The sequence below is a fragment of the Aeromicrobium sp. 9AM genome (assembly GCF_902506105.1).
Taxonomy (GTDB): Bacteria; Actinomycetota; Actinomycetes; order Propionibacteriales; family Nocardioidaceae; genus Aeromicrobium.
In genome coordinates, this window is sequence record NZ_LR733303.1 from 82,904 (window position 1) to 106,566 (window position 23,663).

Consider the following 23,663-nt stretch of genomic DNA (forward strand, 5'->3'; position numbering starts at 1 on the left):
CAACACTTCTGAAAGGGAAAGAAGACCAACGTGCTCGACGTGAACTTCTTCGATCAAATCCGGATCGGTCTCGCGACCGCCGACGACATCCGCGGATGGTCGTTCGGCGAGGTCAAGAAGCCCGAGACGATCAACTACCGCACGCTCAAGCCCGAGCGTGACGGACTCTTCTGCGAGAAGATCTTCGGTCCCACCCGGGACTGGGAGTGCTACTGCGGCAAGTACAAGCGCGTGCGCTTCAAGGGCATCATCTGTGAGCGCTGCGGCGTCGAGGTCACCCGGTCCAAGGTGCGCCGTGAGCGCATGGGCCACATCGAGCTCGCCGCCCCGGTCACGCACATCTGGTACTTCAAGGGTGTGCCCAGCCGGCTCGGCTACCTGCTCGACCTCGCCCCGAAGGACCTCGAGAAGGTCATCTACTTCGCGGCCTACATGATCACCAAGGTCGACGAGGACGCGCGTCACAAGGATCTCTCGAGCCTCGAGACCAAGATCGACCTCGAGCGCAAGCAGCTCGAGAGCCGTCGTGACAACGAGGTCAACGAGCGCATGCAGAAGCTCGAGGAGGACCTCAAGGCACTCGAGGACGAGGGCGCCAAGGCCGACGCCAAGCGCAAGGTCAAGGACGCCGCCGAGCGCGAGGCCAAGCAGCGTCGCGACCGTACGCAGCGCGAGATCGACCGCCTCGACGAGGTCTGGAACCGCTTCAAGAACCTCAAGGTCCAGGACCTCGAGGGCGACGAGCTGCTCTACCGCGAGATGACGTACCGCTTCGGCAAGTACTTCGAGGGCTACATGGGCGCCACGGCGATCCAGAAGCGCCTGCAGGACTTCGACCTCGAGGCCGAGGCCGAGTCGCTGCGCGAGATCATCGCCACCGGCAAGGGCCAGAAGAAGACCCGTGCGCTCAAGCGCCTCAAGGTCGTCTCGGCATTCCTCGGCAGCAGCAATGCGCCCGAGGGCATGGTCCTCGACGCCGTCCCGGTGATCCCGCCGGAGCTGCGCCCGATGGTCCAGCTCGATGGTGGACGTTTCGCGACGAGCGATCTCAACGATCTCTACCGTCGCGTGATCAACCGCAACAACCGACTCAAGCGCCTGCTTGACTTGGGTGCTCCGGAGATCATCGTCAACAACGAGAAGCGCATGCTGCAGGAGGCCGTCGACTCGCTGTTCGACAACGGCCGTCGTGGCCGTCCGGTCACCGGACCGGGCAACCGCCCGCTCAAGTCGATCTCCGACATGCTCAAGGGCAAGCAGGGTCGCTTCCGTCAGAACCTGCTCGGCAAGCGCGTCGACTACTCGGGCCGTTCGGTCATCATCGTGGGCCCGCAGCTCAAGCTGCACCAGTGCGGTCTGCCCAAGCAGATGGCGCTCGAGCTGTTCAAGCCTTTCGTCATGAAGCGGCTGGTCGACCTCAACCACGCGCAGAACATCAAGAGCGCCAAGCGCATGGTCGAGCGTGCTCGTCCGGTCGTGTGGGATGTCCTCGAAGAGGTCATCACCGAGCACCCCGTGCTGCTCAACCGCGCGCCCACCCTGCACCGTCTGGGCATCCAGGCGTTCGAGCCGCAGCTCATCGAGGGCAAGGCCATCCAGATCCACCCGCTCGTCTGCTCGGCCTTCAACGCCGACTTCGACGGTGACCAGATGGCCGTGCACCTGCCGCTGAGCGCCGAGGCGCAGGCCGAGGCACGCGTGCTGATGCTCTCGACCAACAACATCCTGAAGCCGTCTGATGGCCGCCCGGTCACCATGCCGACCCAGGACATGATCATCGGTCTGTACTTCCTCACGCTCGAGCGTGACGGTCAGCCCGGTGAGGGTCGCGCCTTCAGCTCGGTCTCCGAGGCCATGATGGCGTTCGAGCGTCACGAGATCTCGCTGCAGAGCCACATCAAGGTTCGCATCGGTGGCGAGACCGCCGAGACGACCCTGGGTCGGGCGATCTTCAACGAGGCGCTCCCGGACGACTACCGCTTCGTCAACTACCAGGTCGGCAAGAAGGAGCTGGGTGTGATCGTCAACGATCTCGCCGAGCGCTACTCCAAGGTCGACGTCGCCAACGCCCTCGACAACCTCAAGGACACCGGTTTCCACTGGGGCACGCGCTCCGGTGTGACGATCTCCATCGAGGACGTCGTGACTCCCGCGCGCAAGCCCGAGATCCTCGCGACGTACGAGGCGCAGGCGGCCAAGGTCCAGACGCAGTTCGACCGCGGTCTCATCACCGAGGACGAGCGTCGCCAGGAGCTCATCGAGATCTGGACGCAGGCAACTGCCGAGGTCTCGGCCGAGATGGAGAAGGGCTTCGACCAGGACAACCCCATCTTCATGATGGTCGACTCCGGTGCCCGCGGAAACATGATGCAGGTCCGCCAGATCGCCGCCATGCGTGGTCTGGTCGCCAACCCGAAGGGCGAGATCATCCCTCGTCCGATCAAGGCCAACTTCCGTGAGGGCCTGTCGGTGGTCGAGTACTTCATCGCCACCCACGGTGCCCGCAAGGGACTCGCAGACACCGCTCTGCGTACGGCCGACTCGGGCTACCTGACGCGTCGACTCGTCGACGTCAGCCAGGACGTCATCATCCGTGAGGACGACTGTGGCACCGAGCGTGGTCTGCCCAAGGTCATCGCGACGAAGCTCGATGACGGCCGTCTGGTCGCCGCCGAGAACGTCGAGACCTCGGCCTACTCGCGCAGCGCCGCCACTGACGTCACCGACGCCAAGGGCAACGTGCTCGTCGCGGCCGGCGGCGACCTCGGCGACGTCGAGATCGCGCAGCTCATCGAGGCTGGTGTCGAGGAGATCAAGGTCCGTACGGTCCTGACCTGCGAGGCCAAGGCCGGAACGTGCGCCAAGTGCTACGGCCGTTCGCTCGCGACCGGCAAGCTCGTCGACATCGGCGAGGCGGTCGGCACCATCGCGGCCCAGTCGATCGGTGAGCCCGGCACGCAGCTGACGATGCGTACGTTCCACACCGGTGGTGTGGCCGGAGACGACATCACGCACGGCCTGCCGCGCGTCGTGGAGCTCTTCGAGGCACGTCAGCCCAAGGGTCGTGCGCCGATCACCGAGTCCGCTGGTCGGGTCGAGATCGATGACTCCGACAAGACGCGCAAGCTCGTGGTGACGCCGGACGACGGTTCCGAGGTGCTGGAGTACCCCGTGACCAAGCGTTCGCGTCTGCTCATCGCCGACGGCGACCACGTCGAGGTCGGCCAGCAGCTCACGCACGGCACCCCGGATCCGCAGGAAGTCCTGCGCATCCTCGGTGTCCGCCGGGCTCAGGAGCACCTCGTGGACGAGGTCCAGGAGGTCTACCGCTCGCAGGGCGTCGCGATCCACGACAAGCACATCGAGATCATCGTCCGCCAGATGCTCCGTCGCGTGACGGTCATCGAGCAGGGTGCGTCGAACCTCATCCCGGGTGACCTGGTCGATCGGGCCAAGTTCGAGGAAGAGAACCGTCGCGTGGTCGCCGAGGGTGGCACCCCCGCCTCCGGCCGTCCGGTCCTGATGGGCATCACGAAGGCCTCGCTGGCCGTCGAGTCGTGGCTGTCGGCCGCCTCCTTCCAGGAGACGACCCGCGTCCTGACCGACGCCGCCATCCACGGCAAGTCGGATGCGCTGCGCGGCCTCAAGGAGAACATCATCATCGGAAAGCTCATCCCGGCAGGTACCGGTCTCGACCGTTACAAGAACATCCGGGTCGAGCCCACCGAAGAGGCCCGTCAGGCCGCCTACGCCGTCACCGGCTACGGCGACTACGACTACGGCTTCGGCGCCCCGGACTCCGCTCCGGTGCAGCTCGATGACTTCGACTTCACGTCGTACGAGAAGTAACCAGGCACCACACGCTCAAGCCCCCGGCCGATCGGTCGGGGGCTTGTGCGTTTCCTACACCCCGTTGGCGCGCAGGACCTTGGCCAGCTGACGACCGGTCGTACGGGAATGGGCCGGCGTCTCGTAGAAGTGCCGGTGCGTGTCCGACAGCGAGCCGGCGTAGCCGCCGGGCGGCCAGTTGCAGATCTCGTCGCCCGATGCGCAGAACTCGATGGCCCGTCCCTTGAGGGTCGAGCCGAGCGCGGCACCCGGACCGAGCTTGCCGGGCCCCTTGGCGGACTTGCCGTACGTCCACGAGGCGATCGAGTCGGCCGGGTTGCGCCGCGGATCGGCGATCATCGCCACCAGCGGTATCCGCCGCAGCATCGTCGCCGAAAGCTGCGCGGCGAGCTCGTGCACGGCCTGGGCGCCCTGGCTGAAGCCCACGAGCGCGACCTTGCTTTCGGGGCACTTGAGGGCGAGCTCGGTGACGCGGGCGCGAGCGCGGACGACGCCGTCGTCGATGTTGGCCTGGTAGATCGCCGCACTGGCTGCGCTCTGGGCGCGATAGGGGATGCCCTCGAGGCGGACCGTCGTGCGCGAGTCGCGGTGCAGCTCGGTGGACATCGCACGTACGGACCGCAGGATCTCCTGACCCGAGCCGAAGTTCTTGTCGAGGGCCTGGTCGGATCCGCGCAGACCGAGCACGACGAGGTCGGCGCAGCCGGTCTTCACGAGCACCGGGACGGGCTTGCTGTTCGTGGACGAGGACGGTTTGGGCGCCGGCTTGTCAGTCGTGCCGGAGCACCCGGCGACGAGCAGCAGCGCGACCGTCGCGGCGACCAGTCTCACGTGCCGGCGGGCGAGCGCTCGCCGGCGGGGTCCGGGGAAGGGGCGGAGGTCGTTGGGGCCGGCTTGGGAACGTCCCTGAACAGCCAGGTGAGCTTGGGCTCGAAGATCGGCCGGAACGTCGTGGCGATCGGCTTGGTCATCAGCAGGTTGGCGACCACGACCGCGACCAGGCTGGTGCCGATCACCGCGCCGACGCCGAATCGGTCGATGCGGTCGAACACGTGGAACTGGTACTGGAGGTACACGATGATGTAGCCGTGGATCAGGTAGCAGTAGAACGTACGGCCACCCAGGGCCGTGGTCCACGAGCGCCGGCGGGGGACCAGTGACAGGGCCGCGAAGGTCAGGAGGAATCCGATGGCCAGCAGCTCCGCCCGCTGCGTGATGCCCTCGATCGCCGTGGCGCTGAGCGGGTCCTCGTCGTAGCGCTGCTTCCACAGCAGCCAGTCGGTCGTCCAGTTCTTGGAGTACAGGTAGCAGATCACGAGTGCTGAGCCGAGCACGACGGCCGACGCGGCACGGACGCGCGTGGTCGTGAGTCGCTCGAAGCGCTCACGGCTCATGTGCAGCCCCACGACGTAGAAGGGTAGGAAGCCGAGGATCTTGGGCAGCGCCAGGACGTTGGGAACCTCGATGAGCCCGACGAGCAGCGAGATCACGATCGAGGTCGTGATGGGGTACTTCAGCGCCCGCCAGATCGGGGTCGTCAGGCGCCACACGAACAGTGCCGCCATGAACCATGCGAGCCACTGCGGCGACAGGATCATCAGCGGATCGGGCTCACCCGTGTAGTGCCGGCTGATCAGCTGCAACGTGGTCTCGACCAGGAGATAGGGCACGACCAGGGTGCTGACGATGCGGCGTACCTGACGGGCGTCGCCCATGTAGCGGCGAGCCGTGTAGCCAGAGATCAGGATGAAGAAAGGCATGTGGAACGAGTAGATCCACACGTAGACCCCGCGGGCGGAGTCCATGTCGGTGAACTGCGTGAGCGAATGACCGATCACCACCAGGAGCATGACCCAGTAGCGGGCGTTGTCGAGGTACGCCACGCGCTCCTTGGCCGGAGACGTGGTGACGGGAAGGGGTTCGAGGGCGCTCATTGTGGTTGACTCTATAAGCACTGCCTGAAGGTGCACTATGACGATTCTGTGGGGAGCACTAGTGGTCGATCCGTCCCGCACCCAGCGCCTGGGTGCGTACGCCGTCGCGGTGCACGAAGACCGCCTGTTGCTGACCCGGATCTCGCCGATGGGCTATCCCGTCGGGACGTGGACCCTCCCCGGCGGAGGTGTCGACCACGGCGAGTCGCCGCACGACACCGTGCGCCGGGAGCTCTACGAGGAGGCCGGCCTCGAGGCGATCAGCGCCCGGCTCGTCGACGTCCACCACGTGCACATCGTCGAGGTGGGGCGCGGCGACCAGTACGAGGACTATCACGGGGTGCACCTGCTCTACGCGGTCGAGGTCGACCCCACGATCGAGCCACACGTGGTCGACGTCGACGGCACGACCGACCTGGTGCGCTGGGTGCCGATCGCCGAGATCGGCTCAGCGACTGGGCCGGTGCTGCCGGTGGTGACCCACGCGCTCGAGCAGCTGGATCAGTTCGTCGCCGGGTCGTAGAACAGCACGGTGTAGTTGCCGCGCGCCGACAGGACGTACGTCGCTCGTGCCGTGCCGCCGTTCTTGGTGCGAGTCGTGTAGGTCGTGCTGACCTCGTTGAGGTCCTCGACGACGTCCTTGGTGATGCGACCGTTGGGGCTGTTGCCCAGGACGTACTGCTCGGCGGTCACGTCGGCGTCGACGGCGTGCTTGGCCGTGATGACGACGAACCGCGGGTGATAGCCGCTCAGCAGGATCGTGGCACTCGTCGGCGCGACCCAGCCGTTGAGCAGCTTGCTCGTGCTAGGCGCGTCCTCGTCCATCTTGGGCCAGATGAGGCCCGACTTCTCGGGCTGGTCCTCGATGCCCTTGACCCCGTCGAGCGAGTTGGACTCACGTGACAGCTGGCCCTGGCGCGGCTCTCCGACGTACTCGACCGAGAGCGTCATGACCGGGTGCGTCAGGTCCGAGGGACCCGACGTGCGGGTCGTGATGTTGCCCGGATCGACCGTCAGCACGACGCGGATCTCGCGATCGCCTTGAGCCGTGCCGCGCACGTCGAGTCGGCAGCTCGTGATGCGGCGCTGCGATGCGCGGCAGTAGGCGCTCAGGTCGTCCGTGACGATGCTGGCGTCCGGCAGGAGCGCGGCGATCTGCGACAGCATCCGCCGCACGACGTCCGTGGGGTTGCCGTCGATCCGCATCAGCGAGATCGTCGAGTCGGGCTTGGGCGGGTCCTTGAGCAGCTTGAACGAGTCGTCGCTCGGCCGGGTGTCGGGCGTCGGCGTGGTCGGCGTCGGTGGGGTGCCCTCGCTGGCCTGCTCGTTGGCCTTGTCGCGGGCCTCGGCGTCCTTCTGGGCCTGGGCGGCCTTGAGCTCGGGCAGATAGGCGGCGATGAGGCGGGAGCTGCGGTAGCGGATCAAGGGTCCGAGCTGCGTCGCACCCTTGGGCGCCTGCAGTCCGTACGTGATGGGGCTCTCGGGCCCCGACTCGTGCTCGCTCACGTCGGGCGGCTGGGTCGTCGTCTGCGTCGAGGTGGGGGAGGGGCCGCCCTCGGATCCGGCACCGTCGCATGCGGCGACCATGGTCAGCGCAACCAGCGACAACACGACTCGGAAGCGTCGAGACTTCATGCGATCCCCTCGTGGAGTCCCCCTCGGGGACGCGGTCGGTCAGCGCAACGCCCCGAAACGAGATCTCGTGCACCAACACCACACGATATCGTTCCCGCCCAAGGGCTCGGGGCAGATGGTCCGGCGCCCGGAGAGGAGCACGTCATGGCCGCGCGGACCACGACGACGGATCGCGTGTTCGCGTCGTTGCGCGAGTCGATCCTCTCCGGCGAGTTCCCCGCAGGTTCCCTGCACTCGATCTACCGCCTCGCCGACCTGCTCGATGTCTCCCGTACGCCGGTCCGCGAAGCGGTTCTGCGGCTGGCTGACGTCGGCCTCGTCACGATCGAGCGCAACCGCGGGGTGCGGATCCGGGGAGTCTCCGTCGGGGACATCCGCGCCGTGTTCGAGCTGCGGCTCATGATCGAGGTCCCGGCGGCTGCGTACGCCGCGGCGCACGCAAGCGATGCCGAGGTGCAGCTGCTCGAGGCGGAGCTCGACGCGATGCGCGAGGCGGCCGAGCGTGGCGACGAGTCACGCTTCACCGCCCACGACAAGGCCCTCCATCACGCGGTCGGCGACATCCTCGGCAACGCGAGGGCGCAGCACGAGGTCGCCGCCCTGCGGGACTCGATCCAGACGCGTGGCGCGTCGACGCTGCACCGCTCGCGTGGCATGGCCGAGATCCTCGACGAGCACGTGCCGATCGTCGAGGCGATCGCGGCGAGGGACTCCGGGGCCGCCGCAGCGCGCATGGAGGAGCACCTCGTCAACACCGGGGCGCTGCTCATGGCCCAGGCGGCCACCCCTGACGACGCCGCGCCCGAACACGGCTGGGCCGACCGCCTGCGAGCTCGCCTGTACGTAGCGGGCCGAGCGGCGTCGCCGCCGGAGTAGCATGCTAGTACGCTGAACACGCCCAGACCGAAGGAGCAGCACCGTGCCGAGCTTTCATCCAGCGCACCCCGAGACGGTGTTCACGTACGGCGCGCCGGGCCTGAAGTTCGGCGTCGGAGCGCGCCACGAGCTCAGTCATGAACTCGCGCAGCTCGATGCCAGACGGGTCCTGATCGTCACGGACCCGGGCGTCGCGGCGACCGGCGCCCCGGGTGAGGTGGCCGAGGCGTTGCGTGCCGACTCGCTCGACGTGGTCGTCTTCGACCGTTCCAGGGTCGAGCCCACGGACGCGAGCCTCATCGAGGCGATCGACTTCGCCCGGGCCGAGGGCCCGTTCGACGCCATCGTCGCGATCGGCGGAGGCAGCAGCATCGACACCGCCAAGGCCGTCAACCTCCTGACGACCAACGAGGGCGAGCTGATGGACTACGTCAACGCCCCGGTCGGCAGGGCCCGGGCGCCCCAGCACCCGCTCCTGCCGCTGATCGCGCTGCCGACGACGACCGGGACGGGCAGCGAGAGCACGACGATCTGCGTCCTCGATGTCGTCAGCCAGCACGTCAAGACCGGCATCTCGCACGCCAGGCTGAGGCCGACCCTCGCGATCGTCGACCCCGAGCTGACCCTCACCCAGCCGGCGGGCGTCACCGCGGCGTCGGGCCTCGACATCTTGTGCCACGCGCTCGAAAGCTACACGGCTCGGCCGTTCGAGTCGTACGAGCACAAGCGCGCCGACGAGCGGGTGCCCTACTGCGGCGCCAACCCGATCGCCGACATGTGGTCCGAGAAGGCGCTGAGCCTCATGGCGTCGTCCTTCCGCAAGGCGGTCCGTGACGGCGACGACCTTGCTGCCCGCAACGAGGTCGCGATGGCTGCCACGTTCGCCGGGCTCGGCTTCGGCAATGCCGGCGTGCACATCCCGCACGCCAATGCGTACCCGATCGCGGGCCAGGTCCGCGACTTCCACCCGGAGGGCTACGACGCCGATCATCCGATGGTCCCCCACGGGATGGCCGTCTCGCTGACGGCCCCGGCAGCGTTCCGCTACACGTTCCAGGCATCACCGGAGCGCCATCTCCGCGCGGCCGAGCTGCTGGCCCCCGGTGCCGATCGGCCCGACGACCCGGCCGAGCTGCTGCCCCAGGTGCTCGCCGGCATCATGCGCGACGTCGGCATCCCGGGCGGCATCGGAGCGGTCGGCTTCACGGCCGGGGACATCGACGCTCTCGTCGAGGGCACCATGAAGCAGCAGCGCCTGCTGGCGACCGCTCCGCTCGAGGTCACCGAGGATGCCGTGGCGACGATCCTCGACCAGTCGATCGAGCTCTGGTGATACCCGTGACGCGTTCCTTCGGCCCCCGCAAGCGGGAGGTGCCCCCAGCGCTCGGGCGCGGCTCCGCCGCTGCACGGCTGTCGACCTTCGGTCGACCATGGTGAAGTCCGACGTCGTCGGGGAGCTCCGGCGCCTCGGAGTCGCCGACGTCGACGACTCGACCCTCGTCCGGGCGCTCTACAGCACGGACGCCTCGCTCTACCGCGTCGTGCCGCAGGTCGTCGTACGCCCGCGCAGCGTCGAGGAGGTGCTCGCCACTGTCGAGGCCTGCCGTCTGACCGGTACGCCCCTGACCTCCCGCGGTGCCGGCACCTCGATCGCCGGCAACGCGGTCGGCACGGGCGTCGTCATCGACTTCACCCGGCACCTCAACCGGGTGCACGACATCGACGTCGAGGCTCGCACGGCTCGGGTCGACCCGGGCACCGTCCACGCGGTGCTGCAGAAGGCCGCGACACCGCTGGGCCTCCGCTTCGGGCCGGACCCCTCGACCCACACCCGGTGCACGGTCGGCGGGATGATCGGCAACAACGCGTGCGGCTCGAGGGCGCTGGCGTACGGGCGCACGGCCGACAACGTCGTAGGGCTCGACGTCGTGACGATGGCGGGGGAGCAGCTGACCCTCGGCGCTGGACGACGTACGACCTCGCCGACCCTCGACCGGCTCGACGAGGTCGTGCAGACCGGGCTCGGCACGATCCGGACCGAGTTCGGCAGGTTCGGCCGCCAGGTCTCGGGCTACAGCCTCGAGCACCTGCTGCCTGAGCGTGGCTTCGACGTCGCGACGTTCTTCGCCGGCACCGAGGGGACGCTCGCCACGATGACCTCGGCGACCGTCCGGCTCGTCGAGGACCCGCCCCACCGGCAGATCCTGGTGCTGGGCTACGCCTCGATGGCCGACGCCGGCGACGACGTGCCGGCGCTCCTGCCGTTCGGCCCGACGGCGTGCGAGGGCCTCGACTCCCGGATCGTCGACGTCTTCCGGATGCACAAGGGCTCGGTGCCCGACCTGCCTCGCGGCCAAGGGTGGCTGTTCGTGGAGATCTCCGGCGACGACCCGGGACTCGTCGCCGACACCGTGCAGCGTGCGGCGGCCGCGTCGTCGGCGATCGCGAGTCGCGTCGTCACCGATCCGCGCGAGCAGGCCGTGCTGTGGCGCATCCGTGAGGAGGGCGCCGGGCTCGCGACCCGCACGCTGCCGGGCAAGGCCCTGTCGGGGTGGGAGGACGCCGCTGTCCCGCCCGCCAGGCTCGGCACCTACCTGCGTGAGTTCGACGCGTTGCTTCGTGAGAACGGGCTCGACGGCGTGCCGTACGGCCACTTCGGCGACGGCTGCATCCATGTCCGCATCGACTTCCCGATCGACGCACCCGGCGGCAAGGCCCTGTTCCGGTCGTTCATGTTCGATGCGGCGACCCTTGTGGCGTCGCACGGCGGCTCGTTCTCGGGCGAGCACGGCGATGGGCGGGCCCGCTCCGAGCTGCTGCCGCTGATGTACTCCGCCGAGGCGATCGACCTGTTCGCGCAGGTCAAGAGCGTGTTCGATCCTGAGGACCTGCTCAACCCCGGCGTGCTCGTACGCCCGAGACCGCTCGACGCGGACCTGCGCGGCCCGGAGTCGTCACGCGACCGCCTCGAGGGCCGGCTCGGGCTGCGGCTCCTGCACGACGACGGCGACTTCGGCAAGGCCGTCCACCGGTGCACCGGTGTCGGCAAGTGCATCGCCGACAACGCCGGCTCCAACGGCGTCATGTGCCCGTCCTTCCAGGCGACGCGCAACGAGAAGGACTCGACCCGCGGTCGTGCGCGGGTGCTGCAGGAGATGATCGACGGCCGCTTGGTGACCGGCGGGTTCCGGGCCCCGGAGGTCCACGAGGCCCTCGACCTCTGCCTGTCCTGCAAGGGCTGCGCCAGCGACTGCCCGACCGGCACCGACATGGCGACCTACAAGTCCGAGGTGCTCCACCAGTCCTACAAGGGCCGCGTCCGCCCGCGAAGCCACTACATCCTCGGCCGGCTGCCGTTCTGGGCCCGGGTCACGTCCCCGATCGCCTGGCTTGCGAACCTCGGCCTCCGTACGCCGGGCGTACGCTCGCTCGCCCGATGGGTCGCGGGTGTCGACCAGCGGCGCAGCCTCCCGACGTTCGCGACGCGGCGCTTCACACGAACGGCACGAGCCGTCGCCGCCTCGGGCCGGCCCAAGGTGGTCATCTGGGCCGACTCGTTCACCGAGTACTTCTCCACCGACGGCGGTCGCGCGGCGCTGGAGGTGCTCGACGCCGCGGGCTATGACGTCGAGGTGCTGAGCCGTCCGCAGTGCTGCGGGCTGACGTGGATCACGACGGGGCAGCTGGACACGGCTCGCACGATGGTCGCGCGAGCCGTCGAGCAGCTTCATCCGTACGTCGCGGTCGGGGTGCCGGTCGTCGGCCTCGAGCCGTCCTGCCTCGCGGTGCTGCGCTCCGACGCCGTCGAGCTGCTCGACGACCCGCGTGCCGTCGACGTGGCCGGCGGCGTGTTCACGCTGTCGGAGCTGCTGCAGCGCACCGAGGGCTGGCAGGCACCCGACCTCACCGGCACGACACTCGTCGTCCAGCCGCACTGCCACCAGGCGTCGGTGCTCGGCTTCGAGGCCGACATGGCGGTCATGGAGTCGACCGGCGCCACGATCCAGAGGCTGTCCGGCTGCTGCGGCCTGGCCGGCAACTTCGGTGTCGAGAAGGGTCATTACGAGGTCTCGGTCGCGGTCGCCGAGCAGCAGCTCCTACCGGCGATTCGTAACGCCACGACCGGCGCAGTCGTTGTCGCTGACGGATTCTCCTGCAGGACCCAGCTCGACGACCTAGCCTCGGTGAAGGCGCTGCATCTCGCACAACTCCTCGCCCCCTGACCGGAAGCTGACGACATGGACCACATGCTCGAGCTGGGCTCGGCCATGTCGCGGTTCGCCGAGCTCGCCGGCAAGGCGGCGGGGGACGAGTCCGTGCCCGGCTGCCCAGGCTGGACGGTCCGCGACCTCGCGATCCATCTCGGCACGACCCACCGTTGGGCGGCCGCGACGGTGCTCAGCGGCCAGCGGCTGCCGGACCCGGAACCGCTCGTCACGGAGCCGATCGTCGAGTGGTACGCCGGCACCGCGACGGCCCTGCTCGGTGCGCTCCAGGCCGTCAGCCCCGATGAGCCGGTGCCCAACTTCTCGTACGTCGACGAGCGTGCCTCCTTCTGGGTACGCCGCCAGATGCACGAGGCGACGGTGCACGCAGTCGACGTCGCGCAGGCCCTGGGCATCGACGAGCAGGAGTGGGGCCTGGCGCCCTCGATCGCCGCCGACGGCGTCGACGAGGTCCTGCAGATCTTCTTCCCGCGCATGACGGCCCGCAAGCAACGCCCGGACGTACGCTCCAGGATCCGGCTCGTCGCGACCGACACGCAGGAGTCGTGGCTCATCGCGCCGGGCGACGGCGAGCACGGCCCGCCGTTGCAGCTGCACCCCTCGCTCGACGCCGACCAATCCGTGAGCGGCACGGCGGCCGAGCTCTACCTCGCGCTGTGGAAGCGGATGGGTCCCGAACGGCTCGACTTCCAGGGAGTCGACGGGCGCATCCTGTTCGACGGCCCGACCACGCCCTGAGGGGCCGAATCCCGCCCGGTCTCGGTTTGGAATCTACCGATGCAGCCCGGTAGTATTGGCTGCTGTGCCTGAACCATTCAGGCCGATGCGCGCATCCTGCCGGATTGCACGGTGGCGAGTGCATCACGACTCATGGCTCACACCAGTCAGAAGAAGGAAGTTTGTAGTGCCCACGATCAACCAGCTGGTCCGCAAGGGCCGTCAGCGCAAGGTCGTCAAGACGACGACCCCCGCGCTCAAGGGTTCACCTCAGCGTCGCGGTGTCTGCACCCGCGTCTACACCACCACTCCGAAGAAGCCGAACTCCGCGCTCCGCAAGGTTGCCCGTGTGAAGCTCTCGAGTGGCACCGAGGTCACTGCATACATCCCCGGCGAGGGCCACAACCTGCAGGAGCACTCGATCGTGCTCGTCCGCGGCGGCCGCGTCAAGGACCTTCCCGGTGTCCGCTACAAGATCATCCGTGGCGCCCTGGACACCCAGGCCGTCAAGGGCCGCAAGCAGGCTCGCAGCCTGTACGGCGCCAAGAAGGAGAAGAGCTAATGCCTCGTAAGGGTCCGGCGCCGAAGCGCGTCGTCGAGACTGACCCCGTCTACGGGAGCCAGCTCGTCACCTCACTCATCAACAAGGTCCTGGTCGACGGCAAGAAGCAGGTCGCCCAGCGCATCGTCTACACCGCCCTCGAAGGCACCCGCGAGAAGTCGGGCACCGACCCGGTCATCACGCTCAAGCGTGCGCTCGACAACGTCAAGCCGTCGATCGAGGTCAAGAGCCGCCGCGTCGGTGGCGCGACCTACCAGGTCCCGATCGAGGTTCGCGCCTCGCGTCAGAACACCCTGGCCCTGCGTTGGCTCGTCAGCTACGCCGGAGCCCGCCGTGAGAAGACCATGGCCGAGCGCCTCATGAACGAGCTGCTCGACGCCTCGAACGGTCTGGGCGGCGCCGTCAAGAAGCGTGAAGACACGCACAAGATGGCCGAAGCCAACAAGGCCTTCGCTCACTACCGCTGGTAGGGCCGGGGAGCGACCTCGGCCTGAAGGGCCGAGGCGCTCACCAGACTTTCCACAGTTCATCCAAGACATACGAAGAAGGCGCACAGCGTGGCTACAGACATCACCACCGACCTCAACAGGGTCCGCAACATCGGCATCATGGCGCACATCGATGCAGGCAAGACCACGACGACCGAGCGCATCCTCTTCTACACCGGCATCAACTACAAGATCGGTGAGGTCCACGACGGCGGCGCCACGATGGACTGGATGGAGCAGGAGCAGGAGCGCGGCATCACGATCACGTCCGCCGCGACGACCTGCTGGTGGAAAGACAACCAGATCAACATCATCGACACCCCCGGGCACGTCGACTTCACGGTCGAGGTCGAGCGCAACCTGCGCGTCCTCGACGGTGCCGTCGCGGTGTTCGACGGCGTTGCCGGTGTCGAGCCGCAGTCCGAGACCGTCTGGCGTCAGGCCGACAAGTACGGCGTCCCGCGCATGTGCTTCGTCAACAAGCTCGACCGCACCGGCGCGAGCTTCGACTACTGCGTCAAGACGATCCGTGAGCGCCTCGGCGCCACGGCACTCGTGCTGCAGGTCCCGATCGGTGCCGAGGGTGACTTCATCGGCGTCGTCGACCTGGTCAGCAACCGTGCGCTCGTGTGGCGCGGCGAGACCGCGATCGGCGAGGACTACGAGGTCGAGGAGATCCCGGCCGACCTCGTCGACAAGGCCGCCGAGGCCCGCAACGAGATGATCGAGACGCTCGCCGACCACGATGACGAGTTCGCCGAGGCCTACCTTGACGGCGCCGACATCACGCCCGAGCTGCTCAAGCCGGCCATCCGTCGCGCGACGCTGGCCGCCAAGCTCAACCCCGTCCTCTGCGGTACGGCGTTCAAGAACAAGGGCGTCCAGCCCCTGCTCGACGCGGTCATCGACTACCTCCCGTCGCCGATCGACGTCGGCGCCATCACGGGCCTCGACCCGCGTGACGAGAGCAAGACCGACACGCGTGAGCCCAAGGAGAGCGAGCCGTTCGCGGCACTGGCGTTCAAGATCGCGTCCGACCCGCACCTCGGCAAGCTGACCTACCTGCGCGTCTACTCCGGTCGCCTCGAGGCCGGCAGCACGGTCATCAACGTGACCAAGGGCCGCAAGGAGCGCATCGGCAAGATCTACCAGATGCACGCCAACAAGCGTGCGGAGATCGCGTCCGTCGGCGCCGGCCAGATCGTTGCCGTCATGGGTCTCAAGGACACCACGACCGGTGAGACGCTGGCCGATCCGAACAAGCAGATCGTCCTCGAGTCGATGACGTTCCCGGCTCCCGTGATCCAGGTCGCGATCGAGCCCAAGACCAAGAGCGACCAGGAGAAGCTCGGCACCGCGATCCAGCGGCTCGCCGAGGAGGACCCGACGTTCCAGGTCCACACCGACGAAGAGACCGGTCAGACGATCATCGCCGGCATGGGCGAGCTCCACCTGGACATCCTGGTGGACCGCATGAAGCGCGAGTTCAACGTCGAGGCCAACGTCGGCAAGCCGCAGGTCGCCTACCGCGAGACCATCAAGCGCAAGGTCGAGAACGTCAGCTACACCCACAAGAAGCAGACGGGTGGCTCTGGCCAGTTCGCCAAGGTCATCATCAGCATCGAGCCGACCGGCGTCTCCGTCGGTGGCGAGGGTGGCTACGAGTTCGTCAACAACGTCACGGGTGGTCGCGTTCCGCGCGAGTACATCCCGTCGGTCGGCGCCGGAGCCGAGGACGCCATGCAGTTCGGTGTCCTCGCCGGCTACCAGATGGTCGACGTCAAGGTGACGCTCGAGGACGGCGCGTACCACGACGTCGACTCCTCGGAGCTCGCGTTCAAGCTGGCTGGCTCGATGGCTTTCAAGGAAGCCGCGCGCAAGGCCGATCCGGTGATCCTCGAACCCACGTTCGCGGTCGAGGTCACCACGCCCGAGGACTACATGGGCGACGTGATCGGCGACCTCAACTCTCGCCGTGGCCAGGTAAACGCCATGGAAGAGGGCATGGGAGGCGTCAAGATCGTCAAGGCGATCGTCCCCCTGTCCGAGATGTTCGGGTACGTCGGCGACCTGAGGTCCAAGACCTCGGGTCGTGCGTCATACTCGATGCAGTTCGACTCCTACGCGGAGGTTCCCAAGAACGTCGCGGAAGAGATCATCAAGAAGGCCCGCGGCGAGTAGCAGCGGTCCATCTCATAAGATGGCCTGAGGCTTCCGTACGGCGGGACCCAACGGCGTTCAACAGCAACCAATTCGAAGAAGGAGCCCCAAGTGGCTAAGGCGAAGTTCGAGCGGACCAAGCCGCACATGAACATCGGCACCATCGGTCACATCGACCACGGTAAGACGACTCTTACCGCGGCGATCACCAAGGTGCTGCACGACAAGTACCCCGACCTGAACGAGGCCTCGGCCTTCGATCAGATCGACAAGGCGCCCGAAGAGAAGCAGCGCGGCATCACGATCTCGATCTCGCACGTTGAGTACCAGACCGAGAACCGCCACTACGCGCACGTCGACTGCCCGGGTCACGCTGACTACGTCAAGAACATGATCACCGGTGCGGCTCAGATGGATGGCGCGATCCTCGTGGTCGCCGCCACCGACGGTCCCATGCCCCAGACGCGTGAGCACGTGCTGCTCGCTCGCCAGGTCGGCGTGCCCGCGATGGTCGTCGCGCTCAACAAGTGCGACATGGTCGATGACGAAGAGATCCTCGAGCTCGTCGAGCTCGAGGTCCGTGAGCTCCTGAGTGATCAGGAGTTCGACGGCGACAACGTCCCCGTCGTCAAGGTCGCCGCTCACCCGGCGCTCCAGGGCGACGCCAAGTGGGGCGAGTCGATCCTCGAGCTCATGCAGGCTGTCGACGACTACATCCCGATGCCCCCGCGTGAGACCGACAAGCCGTTCCTCATGCCCGTCGAGGACGTCTTCACGATCACCGGTCGTGGAACCGTCATCACCGGTCGTATCGAGCGCGGCATCATCAAGGTCAACGAGACGGTCGACATCGTCGGCATCCGTGAGGCCAAGCAGACCACGACGGTCACCGGCATCGAGATGTTCCGCAAGCTGCTCGACGAGGGCCAGGCCGGCGAGAACGTCGGACTGCTGCTTCGCGGCACCAAGCGCGAAGACGTCGAGCGCGGCATGGTCATCATCGCGCCCGGTTCCACGACTCCCCACACGGAGTTCGAGGGTCAGGTCTACATCCTGTCGAAGGAGGAGGGTGGCCGTCACACGCCGTTCTTCAACAACTACCGTCCGCAGTTCTACTTCCGCACCACGGACGTCACCGGCGTCGTCACGCTGCCCGAGGGCACCGAGATGGTCATGCCCGGCGACAACACCGAGATGAGCGTTCAGCTGATCCAGCCGATCGCCATGGAGGAAGGCCTCCGCTTCGCCATCCGCGAGGGTGGTCGCACGGTGGGCGCCGGACGCGTCACGAAGATCAACAAGTGAGCTAGCCACACCAGCTCAGCGAGAGCCCCGTCCTGCTTCGGCAGGGCGGGGCTCTTGTCGTTCCCGGAGCGGCGACCTGCTCGCCCTTCGTACGCCCAGATGGGAGTGGTTCCCGGTGGCGTCCTTTTGGCGGACAACGGCTCGTTGATTTCGCAACGTCGCCGTATCCTTAATGGCATGGGACACGACCACGGACACGGCACGGGTGTCGCACATCGCGGCCGCCTCGCGCTCGTGCTGTCCCTGTCCGTCGGCGTCCTGGTCGTCGAGGCCGTGGTCGCGTGGATCACCGGCAGTCTCGCGCTGCTGGCCGACGCCGGGCACATGCTGGGCGACTCGTTCGGCATCGTCATGGCGCTCGCGGCGATCACGGTCGCGCAACATGGTGGCGGCCCCGGCTCGAGGCGGACCTTCGGCTACTCCCGCACCGGGGTGTTGGCTGCCGGTGCCAACGGCCTGATCCTGCTGGGCCTGTCAGGCTGGGTCGCCGTCAGCGCGATCCGCCGCTTCGGCGACTCCCCGGAGCTGGAGGGCGGGTTGATCCTGCTCGCCGGCGGCGTGGGCCTGGTGGTCAACCTCATCGGCCTGCTGCTGCTCAGGCACGGGGCGCAGGAGAGCATCAACGTCCGCGGTGCCTACCTCGAGGTGCTGGGTGATGCCCTCGGATCGGTCGCCGTCCTGGTCTCGGCCACGGTCATCCTGCTGACCGACTGGTATCCCGCCGACGCCATCGCGTCACTCGTGATCGCCGCGATGATCCTGCCGCGCGCGATCTCGCTGCTGAGGGAGGTGGCCGAGGTGCTGCTGGAGTCGACGCCTCGCGACGTCGACCTGGGCGAGCTGCGCGAGCACATCCTGGCGATGGACGGTGTCAAGGACGTGCACGACCTGCACGTGTGGACCATCACGTCGGGCATGCCGGTCATGAGCGCCCACGTCGTGGTCGAGGAGTCGGTCACGGCCATGGATGACGCGCATGGCGTGCTCGACCGGCTGCGCGGTTGCCTGGCGGACCACTTCGACGTCGAGCACTCCACGTTCCAGATCGAGCCGGCCGGCCACATCGACTCCGAGAGCCACGTGCATCACTGAGCCGGGTTGGTCTCCAGCAGCTGCACGACCCACTCCAGGGCATCCCGCACGAGCTCGTACTGATCCGCGCCGAACTTTCCGGTGAACTCCGCCTCGAGGTCGAGGATGTGCTGGTAGCCGGCGGTGGTGAGCTCGAGACCGGCCGGCGTGTACGTGATCAGCTTCGCTCGTCGATCCTCCGGGTCGGGCGCGGTGGTGAGTATGCCCAGCGACGTCAGCTCGCGGACGATTTCTCCCATCGACTGGCGGGTGATGCCCGCTCGCGCAGCCATGTCGGAGGCGCGGGCCCCACCTCCACCCAAGGTGCTGAACACGGCGTTGTGCGCCTGCTTGACCTGGGTGAAGCCGTGCCGGTGCGCCTCGCGCACCATGTCCGCCTGCATGACGCGGTTCGCGCGGTCGACCAGCGCGATCAGCGGCGGACGCGAAGCGAACGGACCGGGGCTTGACATTCGTAAGGAGTCCTTCCTATAGTCGACAGGCATCCTTACAGTACAGGAGTTACGATGAGAACCGAGCTGTCAAGCAAGTGGGTCCGCGGCTTTGTCGGGGAGACGGCCGTGGTCGACAGCCGCGCACCGATGCTGTTCTTCGAGGACTCCTTCCCGGTGCCGGGCTACGCCTTCGCCGATGAGGATGTCCGTCTCGACGTGTTGCGGCCCGCGGCCGACCCGCCGCCGGAGGGATCGTTCTTCTACCGGCCCAAGGGCCCGGTCACCCAGTGGTACGACCTGCACGTCGATGGTCGGGTCGTGCGGCATGCCGCCTGGCGACGGGATGACCCGGCGATCGTCGACTGGCTGGTCCTCAGCTGGCAGCCCGGAGTCCTCGACAGGTGGATGGAGGAGGAAGAGGAGGTCATCGAGCACCCCCGTGACCCCCACAAGCGCGTGGAGGCCATCGCCAGCTCCCGCCACGTGGTGGTCAGCCTGGACGGCGTCGAGCTCGCCGACAGCCGTTCGTCGGTCATGCTCTACGAGACCGACCTGCCGACCCGCTACTACCTGCCACGGTCCGACGTACGGCTCGACGCCCTCGAGCCGAGCGGCAACCGCAGCCGGTGCCCGTACAAGGGCGCCGCGGTGGAGTACTGGAGTGTGCGCGACCATGCCGACGCGCAACACGTGGCGTGGTCGTACGCCGATCCGTACGCCGCAGTCGGCAAGATCGCCGGCCGCGTGGCGTTCTACAACGAGTTGGTCGACATCGCGATCGACGGCGTCCCGCAGGAGCGGCCCGTGAGCGTGTTCAGCTCGCCCTCGCACCGGCCGGTGTCCTCGGCATGATGGGGCCACGCTCGCAGACGAGCGGGTACGGGGCTGACGAGCGACTGCCTCGATTTGTATTACCCCCGGAGTCTCTGTCAGAATAGTTCGGTTGCTCCGGCTCGATCGCTGGGGCGCCGAACGTCCGGCCTCTCACGCCGATCACGACGCCGGTGCCGAACCTGAGATCGAGCTTGTCCCGCTGGAAGCGGGTCCAACCACCTAACTCGACAAGTGTGTGACGTATGCGCCCAAGTGGCCGCGACACGCCCGACCTCGGGGGTCGGTGGGAGGGAGGAGCCTTTCTCCCTCGATCCGGGGCGAGACTGCGAAGCGAACGAACGTAAAGGACAAGCGAGAGCATGGCGGGACAAAAAATCCGTATCCGGCTCAAGGCCTACGACCACGAGGTCATTGACTCGTCGGCGCGCAAGATCGTCGACACGGTGACGCGCACGGGCGCCAAGGTCGCAGGACCGGTGCCGTTGCCCACCGAGAAGAACGTGTTCTGCGTGATCCGTTCGCCGCACAAGTACAAGGACAGCCGCGAGCACTTCGAGATGCGCACGCACAAGCGCCTCATCGACATCATTGACCCGACGCCCAAGACAGTCGACTCGCTCATGCGCCTCGACCTGCCGGCCGGCGTCGACATCGAGATCAAGCTCTGAGGGGGACAGCGACCATGAGCACCAGCAGCACTGCCACCACGCGCGGCCTCCTCGGCCGCAAGCTCGGCATGACCCAGGTATGGGACGCCGACAACAAGATCGTTCCCGTCACCGTGATCGCTGCCGACACCAACGTCGTCACGCAGATCCGTACGCGTGAGACCGACGGCTACTCCGCCGTCCAGCTCGGCTTCGGCGAGATCGACGGCCGCAAGGTCAACAAGCCGGTCTCCGGTCACCTCGCGAAGGCCGGCGTGACTCCTCGCCGCCACATCGTCGAGATCCGCACCGAGGCCATCTCCGACTACACGCTGGGCCAGGAGGTCTCCCCGGAGATCTTCGCCGCCGGCGACGTCGTCGACGTCACCGCGACCAGCAAGGGCAAGGGCTTCGCCGGAGTCATGAAGCGTCACGGCTTCCACGGCGTCGGCGCTTCCCACGGTGCGCACCGCAACCACCGCAAGCCCGGCTCGATCGGTGGCTGCGCCACCCCGGGTCGTGTCTTCAAGGGTCTGCGCATGGCGGGCCACATGGGCGCCGAGCAGGTGACGACGCAGAACCTCAAGGTTCACGCCGTCGACACCGACAAGGGCGTCATCCTCATCAAGGGCGCCGTACCCGGCCCCAAGGGCGCACTCGTCGTCATCCGTTCCGCAGTGAAGGGAGCCTGACCTCATGTCCAAGACCATTGACGCTCAGCTGCCTGTCGACATCTTCGACGTACAGGTCAACATCCCGCTGATCCACCAGGTCGTCGTGGCGCAGCTCGCCGCGGCTCGCCAGGGCACGCACAGCACCAAGTCGCGTGGCGAGGTGTCCGGTGGTGGCAAGAAGCCGTACCGCCAGAAGGGCACCGGTCGCGCTCGCCAGGGCTCGATCCGCGCACCCCAGTACAACGGTGGTGGCATCGTGCACGGCCCGACGCCGCGCTCGTACGACCAGCGCACGCCCAAGAAGATGAAGGCCGCCGCCCTGCGCGGTGCCCTCTCGGACCGGGCTCGTTCGGGTCGCCTGCACGTGGTCGACAGCATCGTCGCCGGCGACAAGCCGTCGACCAAGCTGGCCCTGGCCACGCTGCGCGAGCTCACGCCGCGCCCCCGCGTGCTGATCATCGTCGATCGTGACGACACGATCACGTCGCTCAGCCTGCGCAACCTCGGCGAGGTCGTCATCCTGACGTTCGACCAGGTCAACACCTACGACGTCCTGCTCAGTGACGACATCATCTTCACCCAGCCCGCGTTCGACGCCTTCGTGGCGGCGCGCTCGGCCGAGGGTGCCAAGACCGTCGCCCTGAGTGCGCACGCGACCGAGGTCGACGCGCGCGACGCCAAGCCGGCCGCCAAGAAGGCAGCCAAGAAGGCGCCCGCCAAGAAGGCCCCGGCCAAGGCGACTGAGGCAGCGACGCTCGTCGACGCCCCGGTCGAGGACAAGCCCGCCAAGAAGGCCCCGGCCAAGAAGGCGGCCGCCAAGACGGCTGACGCCCCCAAGGCCGACGGCCCGACGGTCCCGGACAACGCGACGGCCACCCAGCCGTACGGCCCCGGTTCCAAGGCCCCCCTCAAGAGCGGCAACGCTCCCAAGGGCTTCACGATCAAGGGCAACGCCGACTCCGGCCTCTACCACACCGAGGACAGCCAGTGGTACGAGCAGACGGTCGCCGAGGTCTGGTTCGACTCGGCCGAGTCCGCTGAGGCCGCCGGGTTCAAGCCTGTTGGAGGAGACAAGTGAGCACGATCCACAAGGACCACCGCGACATCTTGATCGCGCCGGTCGTCAGCGAGAAGAGCTACGGCCTGCTCGATGACAACAAGTACACCTTCGTGGTGCACCCGGACGCCAACAAGACGGAGATCAAGATCGCCGTCGAGAAGATCTTCGGCGTCAAGGTCACCGCGGTCAACACGCTCAACCGCAAGGGCAAGACCCGCCGCACGCGTTCGGGTCTCGGCAAGCGCAAGGACACCAAGCGAGCCATCGTGAGTGTCGCCGCAGGCCAGAGCATCGACATCTTCGCAGGCCCGAGCGCCTGAGACGAGGACTGAAGACATATGGCAATTCGCAAATACAAGCCGACAACCCCGGGCCGTCGTGGCTCGAGCGTTGCCGACTTCGCCGAGATCACCCGCACGACGTCTGAGAAGTCGCTGACGGAGCCGCTGCCCAAGAAGGGCGGCCGCAACAACCAGGGACGCATCACGACGCGTCACCAGGGTGGCGGTCACAAGCGCGCCTACCGCATCATCGACTTCCGTCGCTACGACAAGGACGGCGTGCCGGCCAAGGTCGCTCACATCGAGTACGACCCCAACCGCACCGCGCGCATCGCGCTCCTGCACTACGCCGACGGCGAGAAGCGCTACATCATCGCGCCCGAGGGCCTCAAGCAGGGCATGACGGTCGAGTCCGGTGTCGGTTCCGACATCAAGGTCGGCAACAACCTGCCCCTGCGCAACATCCCCGTGGGCACGCTGATCAACGGCATCGAGCTGCGTCCGGGCGGTGGCGCCAAGATGGGCCGCTCCGCCGGCACCAAGGTGCAGCTCGTCGCCAAGGAAGGCAACAAGGCGCAGCTGCGTCTGCCCTCCGGCGAGATGCGCTACGTCGACGTCCGCTGCCGCGCCACGATCGGCGAGGTCGGCAACGCCGAGCAGTCCAACATCAACTGGGGCAAGGCCGGACGCAACCGCTGGAAGGGCAAGCGCCCGACCGTCCGCGGTGTCGCCATGAACCCGGTCGACCACCCGCACGGTGGTGGTGAGGGCAAGACGTCCGGTGGACGTCACCCCGTCTCCCCGTGGGGCAAGCCGGAAGGCCGTACGCGCAAGCGCAAGGCCAGCGACTCCCAGATCGTCCGCCGCCGCAAGTCCGGCCGCTGAGAAG

21 protein-coding genes are annotated in these 23,663 nt (G+C 67.6%); 17 read left to right on the plus strand and 4 right to left on the minus strand.

Features of this window, described 5'->3' with window-relative positions; all coding sequences use genetic code 11:
* Nucleotides 1–30: 30 nt before the first annotated feature.
* On the plus strand, nt 31–3,849 hold the full coding sequence (locus BOSE46_RS00425) for a DNA-directed RNA polymerase subunit beta' (protein WP_159537195.1): 3,819 nt from the start codon (nt 31–33) through the stop codon (nt 3,847–3,849).
* 54 nt (nt 3,850–3,903) lie between these two features.
* Here the strand turns inward: BOSE46_RS00425 and BOSE46_RS00430 are convergent, their stop codons facing one another.
* A complete protein-coding gene (locus tag BOSE46_RS00430) occupies nt 3,904–4,680 on the minus strand; it encodes a cutinase family protein (RefSeq protein WP_159537197.1) in 777 nt (258 codons plus the stop codon).
* A complete protein-coding gene (locus tag BOSE46_RS00435) occupies nt 4,677–5,783 on the minus strand; it encodes an acyltransferase family protein (protein WP_159537199.1) in 1,107 nt (368 codons plus the stop codon). The genes BOSE46_RS00430 and BOSE46_RS00435 overlap by 4 nt, the downstream gene beginning before the upstream one ends.
* A 37-nt stretch (nt 5,784–5,820) precedes the next feature.
* On the opposite strand from BOSE46_RS00435, the gene BOSE46_RS00440 reads away from it, so the two are divergent.
* Entirely contained in the window at nt 5,821–6,306 is a 486-nt protein-coding gene (locus BOSE46_RS00440; protein WP_159537201.1) for an NUDIX hydrolase, read from the plus strand.
* Here BOSE46_RS00440 and BOSE46_RS00445 read toward each other — a convergent pair.
* Nucleotides 6,285–7,418 (minus strand): hypothetical protein, encoded by a 1,134-nt coding sequence (locus tag BOSE46_RS00445; protein WP_159537203.1) that lies wholly within the window; start codon nt 7,416–7,418, stop codon nt 6,285–6,287. The two genes, BOSE46_RS00440 and BOSE46_RS00445, sit on opposite strands and share 22 nt — an antisense overlap.
* A 144-nt stretch (nt 7,419–7,562) precedes the next feature.
* On the opposite strand from BOSE46_RS00445, the gene BOSE46_RS00450 reads away from it, so the two are divergent.
* From BOSE46_RS00450 to BOSE46_RS00490, 9 genes are all read left to right on the plus strand, one after another.
* Nucleotides 7,563–8,294, plus strand: coding sequence for a GntR family transcriptional regulator (locus BOSE46_RS00450; protein WP_159537205.1), 732 nt, complete (start codon nt 7,563–7,565; stop codon nt 8,292–8,294).
* Between the two features lie 43 nt (nt 8,295–8,337).
* Nucleotides 8,338–9,627 (plus strand): hydroxyacid-oxoacid transhydrogenase, encoded by a 1,290-nt coding sequence (locus tag BOSE46_RS00455; protein WP_159537207.1) that lies wholly within the window; start codon nt 8,338–8,340, stop codon nt 9,625–9,627.
* Between the two features lie 97 nt (nt 9,628–9,724).
* On the plus strand, nt 9,725–12,517 hold the full coding sequence (locus BOSE46_RS00460; protein WP_159537209.1) for an FAD-binding and (Fe-S)-binding domain-containing protein: 2,793 nt from the start codon (nt 9,725–9,727) through the stop codon (nt 12,515–12,517).
* Between the two features lie 15 nt (nt 12,518–12,532).
* Nucleotides 12,533–13,258, plus strand: coding sequence for a maleylpyruvate isomerase family mycothiol-dependent enzyme (locus BOSE46_RS00465; RefSeq protein WP_159537219.1), 726 nt, complete (start codon nt 12,533–12,535; stop codon nt 13,256–13,258).
* A gap of 166 nt (nt 13,259–13,424) precedes the next feature.
* On the plus strand, nt 13,425–13,799 hold the full coding sequence (gene rpsL / locus BOSE46_RS00470; RefSeq protein WP_159537221.1) for a 30S ribosomal protein S12: 375 nt from the start codon (nt 13,425–13,427) through the stop codon (nt 13,797–13,799).
* Nucleotides 13,799–14,269 carry a 30S ribosomal protein S7 gene (rpsG, locus tag BOSE46_RS00475; RefSeq protein WP_159537223.1) on the plus strand — a complete coding sequence of 157 codons (471 nt, stop codon included), beginning with the start codon at nt 13,799–13,801 and terminating at the stop codon, nt 14,267–14,269. Before rpsL ends, rpsG begins: the two co-directional genes overlap by 1 nt.
* A gap of 87 nt (nt 14,270–14,356) precedes the next feature.
* Nucleotides 14,357–16,468 (plus strand): elongation factor G, encoded by a 2,112-nt coding sequence (gene fusA / locus BOSE46_RS00480; RefSeq protein ID WP_159537225.1) that lies wholly within the window; start codon nt 14,357–14,359, stop codon nt 16,466–16,468.
* A gap of 90 nt (nt 16,469–16,558) precedes the next feature.
* Nucleotides 16,559–17,752: an elongation factor Tu gene (gene tuf / locus BOSE46_RS00485; RefSeq protein ID WP_159537227.1), complete on the plus strand. Its 1,194-nt coding sequence runs from the start codon at nt 16,559–16,561 to the stop codon at nt 17,750–17,752.
* Nucleotides 17,753–17,929: 177 nt separating this feature from the next.
* Nucleotides 17,930–18,844 (plus strand): cation diffusion facilitator family transporter, encoded by a 915-nt coding sequence (locus BOSE46_RS00490; RefSeq protein WP_159537229.1) that lies wholly within the window; start codon nt 17,930–17,932, stop codon nt 18,842–18,844.
* Here BOSE46_RS00490 and BOSE46_RS00495 read toward each other — a convergent pair.
* Nucleotides 18,838–19,296 carry a MarR family winged helix-turn-helix transcriptional regulator gene (locus BOSE46_RS00495; RefSeq protein WP_159537231.1) on the minus strand — a complete coding sequence of 153 codons (459 nt, stop codon included), beginning with the start codon at nt 19,294–19,296 and terminating at the stop codon, nt 18,838–18,840. The two genes, BOSE46_RS00490 and BOSE46_RS00495, sit on opposite strands and share 7 nt — an antisense overlap.
* 54 nt (nt 19,297–19,350) lie before the next feature.
* Between BOSE46_RS00495 and BOSE46_RS00500 the strand changes: the two genes are divergently transcribed.
* The 6 genes from BOSE46_RS00500 to rplB all read left to right on the plus strand — a co-directional run bounded on the left by BOSE46_RS00500 (nt 19,351) and on the right by rplB (nt 23,659).
* Nucleotides 19,351–20,130 (plus strand): DUF427 domain-containing protein, encoded by a 780-nt coding sequence (locus BOSE46_RS00500; RefSeq protein ID WP_159537233.1) that lies wholly within the window; start codon nt 19,351–19,353, stop codon nt 20,128–20,130.
* A 341-nt stretch (nt 20,131–20,471) separates the two neighbouring features.
* On the plus strand, nt 20,472–20,780 hold the full coding sequence (rpsJ, locus tag BOSE46_RS00505) for a 30S ribosomal protein S10 (RefSeq protein WP_012923688.1): 309 nt from the start codon (nt 20,472–20,474) through the stop codon (nt 20,778–20,780).
* Between the two features lie 14 nt (nt 20,781–20,794).
* On the plus strand, nt 20,795–21,451 hold the full coding sequence (gene rplC / locus BOSE46_RS00510) for a 50S ribosomal protein L3 (protein WP_159537235.1): 657 nt from the start codon (nt 20,795–20,797) through the stop codon (nt 21,449–21,451).
* Nucleotides 21,452–21,455: 4 nt separating this feature from the next.
* Nucleotides 21,456–22,511, plus strand: coding sequence for a 50S ribosomal protein L4 (gene rplD, locus BOSE46_RS21630; RefSeq protein ID WP_159537237.1), 1,056 nt, complete (start codon nt 21,456–21,458; stop codon nt 22,509–22,511).
* Entirely contained in the window at nt 22,508–22,813 is a 306-nt protein-coding gene (gene rplW, locus BOSE46_RS00520) for a 50S ribosomal protein L23 (RefSeq protein ID WP_159537239.1), read from the plus strand. The genes rplD and rplW overlap by 4 nt, the downstream gene beginning before the upstream one ends.
* Before the next feature lie 18 nt (nt 22,814–22,831).
* Nucleotides 22,832–23,659 (plus strand): 50S ribosomal protein L2, encoded by an 828-nt coding sequence (gene rplB, locus BOSE46_RS00525; RefSeq protein WP_159537241.1) that lies wholly within the window; start codon nt 22,832–22,834, stop codon nt 23,657–23,659.
* Nucleotides 23,660–23,663: the final 4 nt, after the last annotated feature.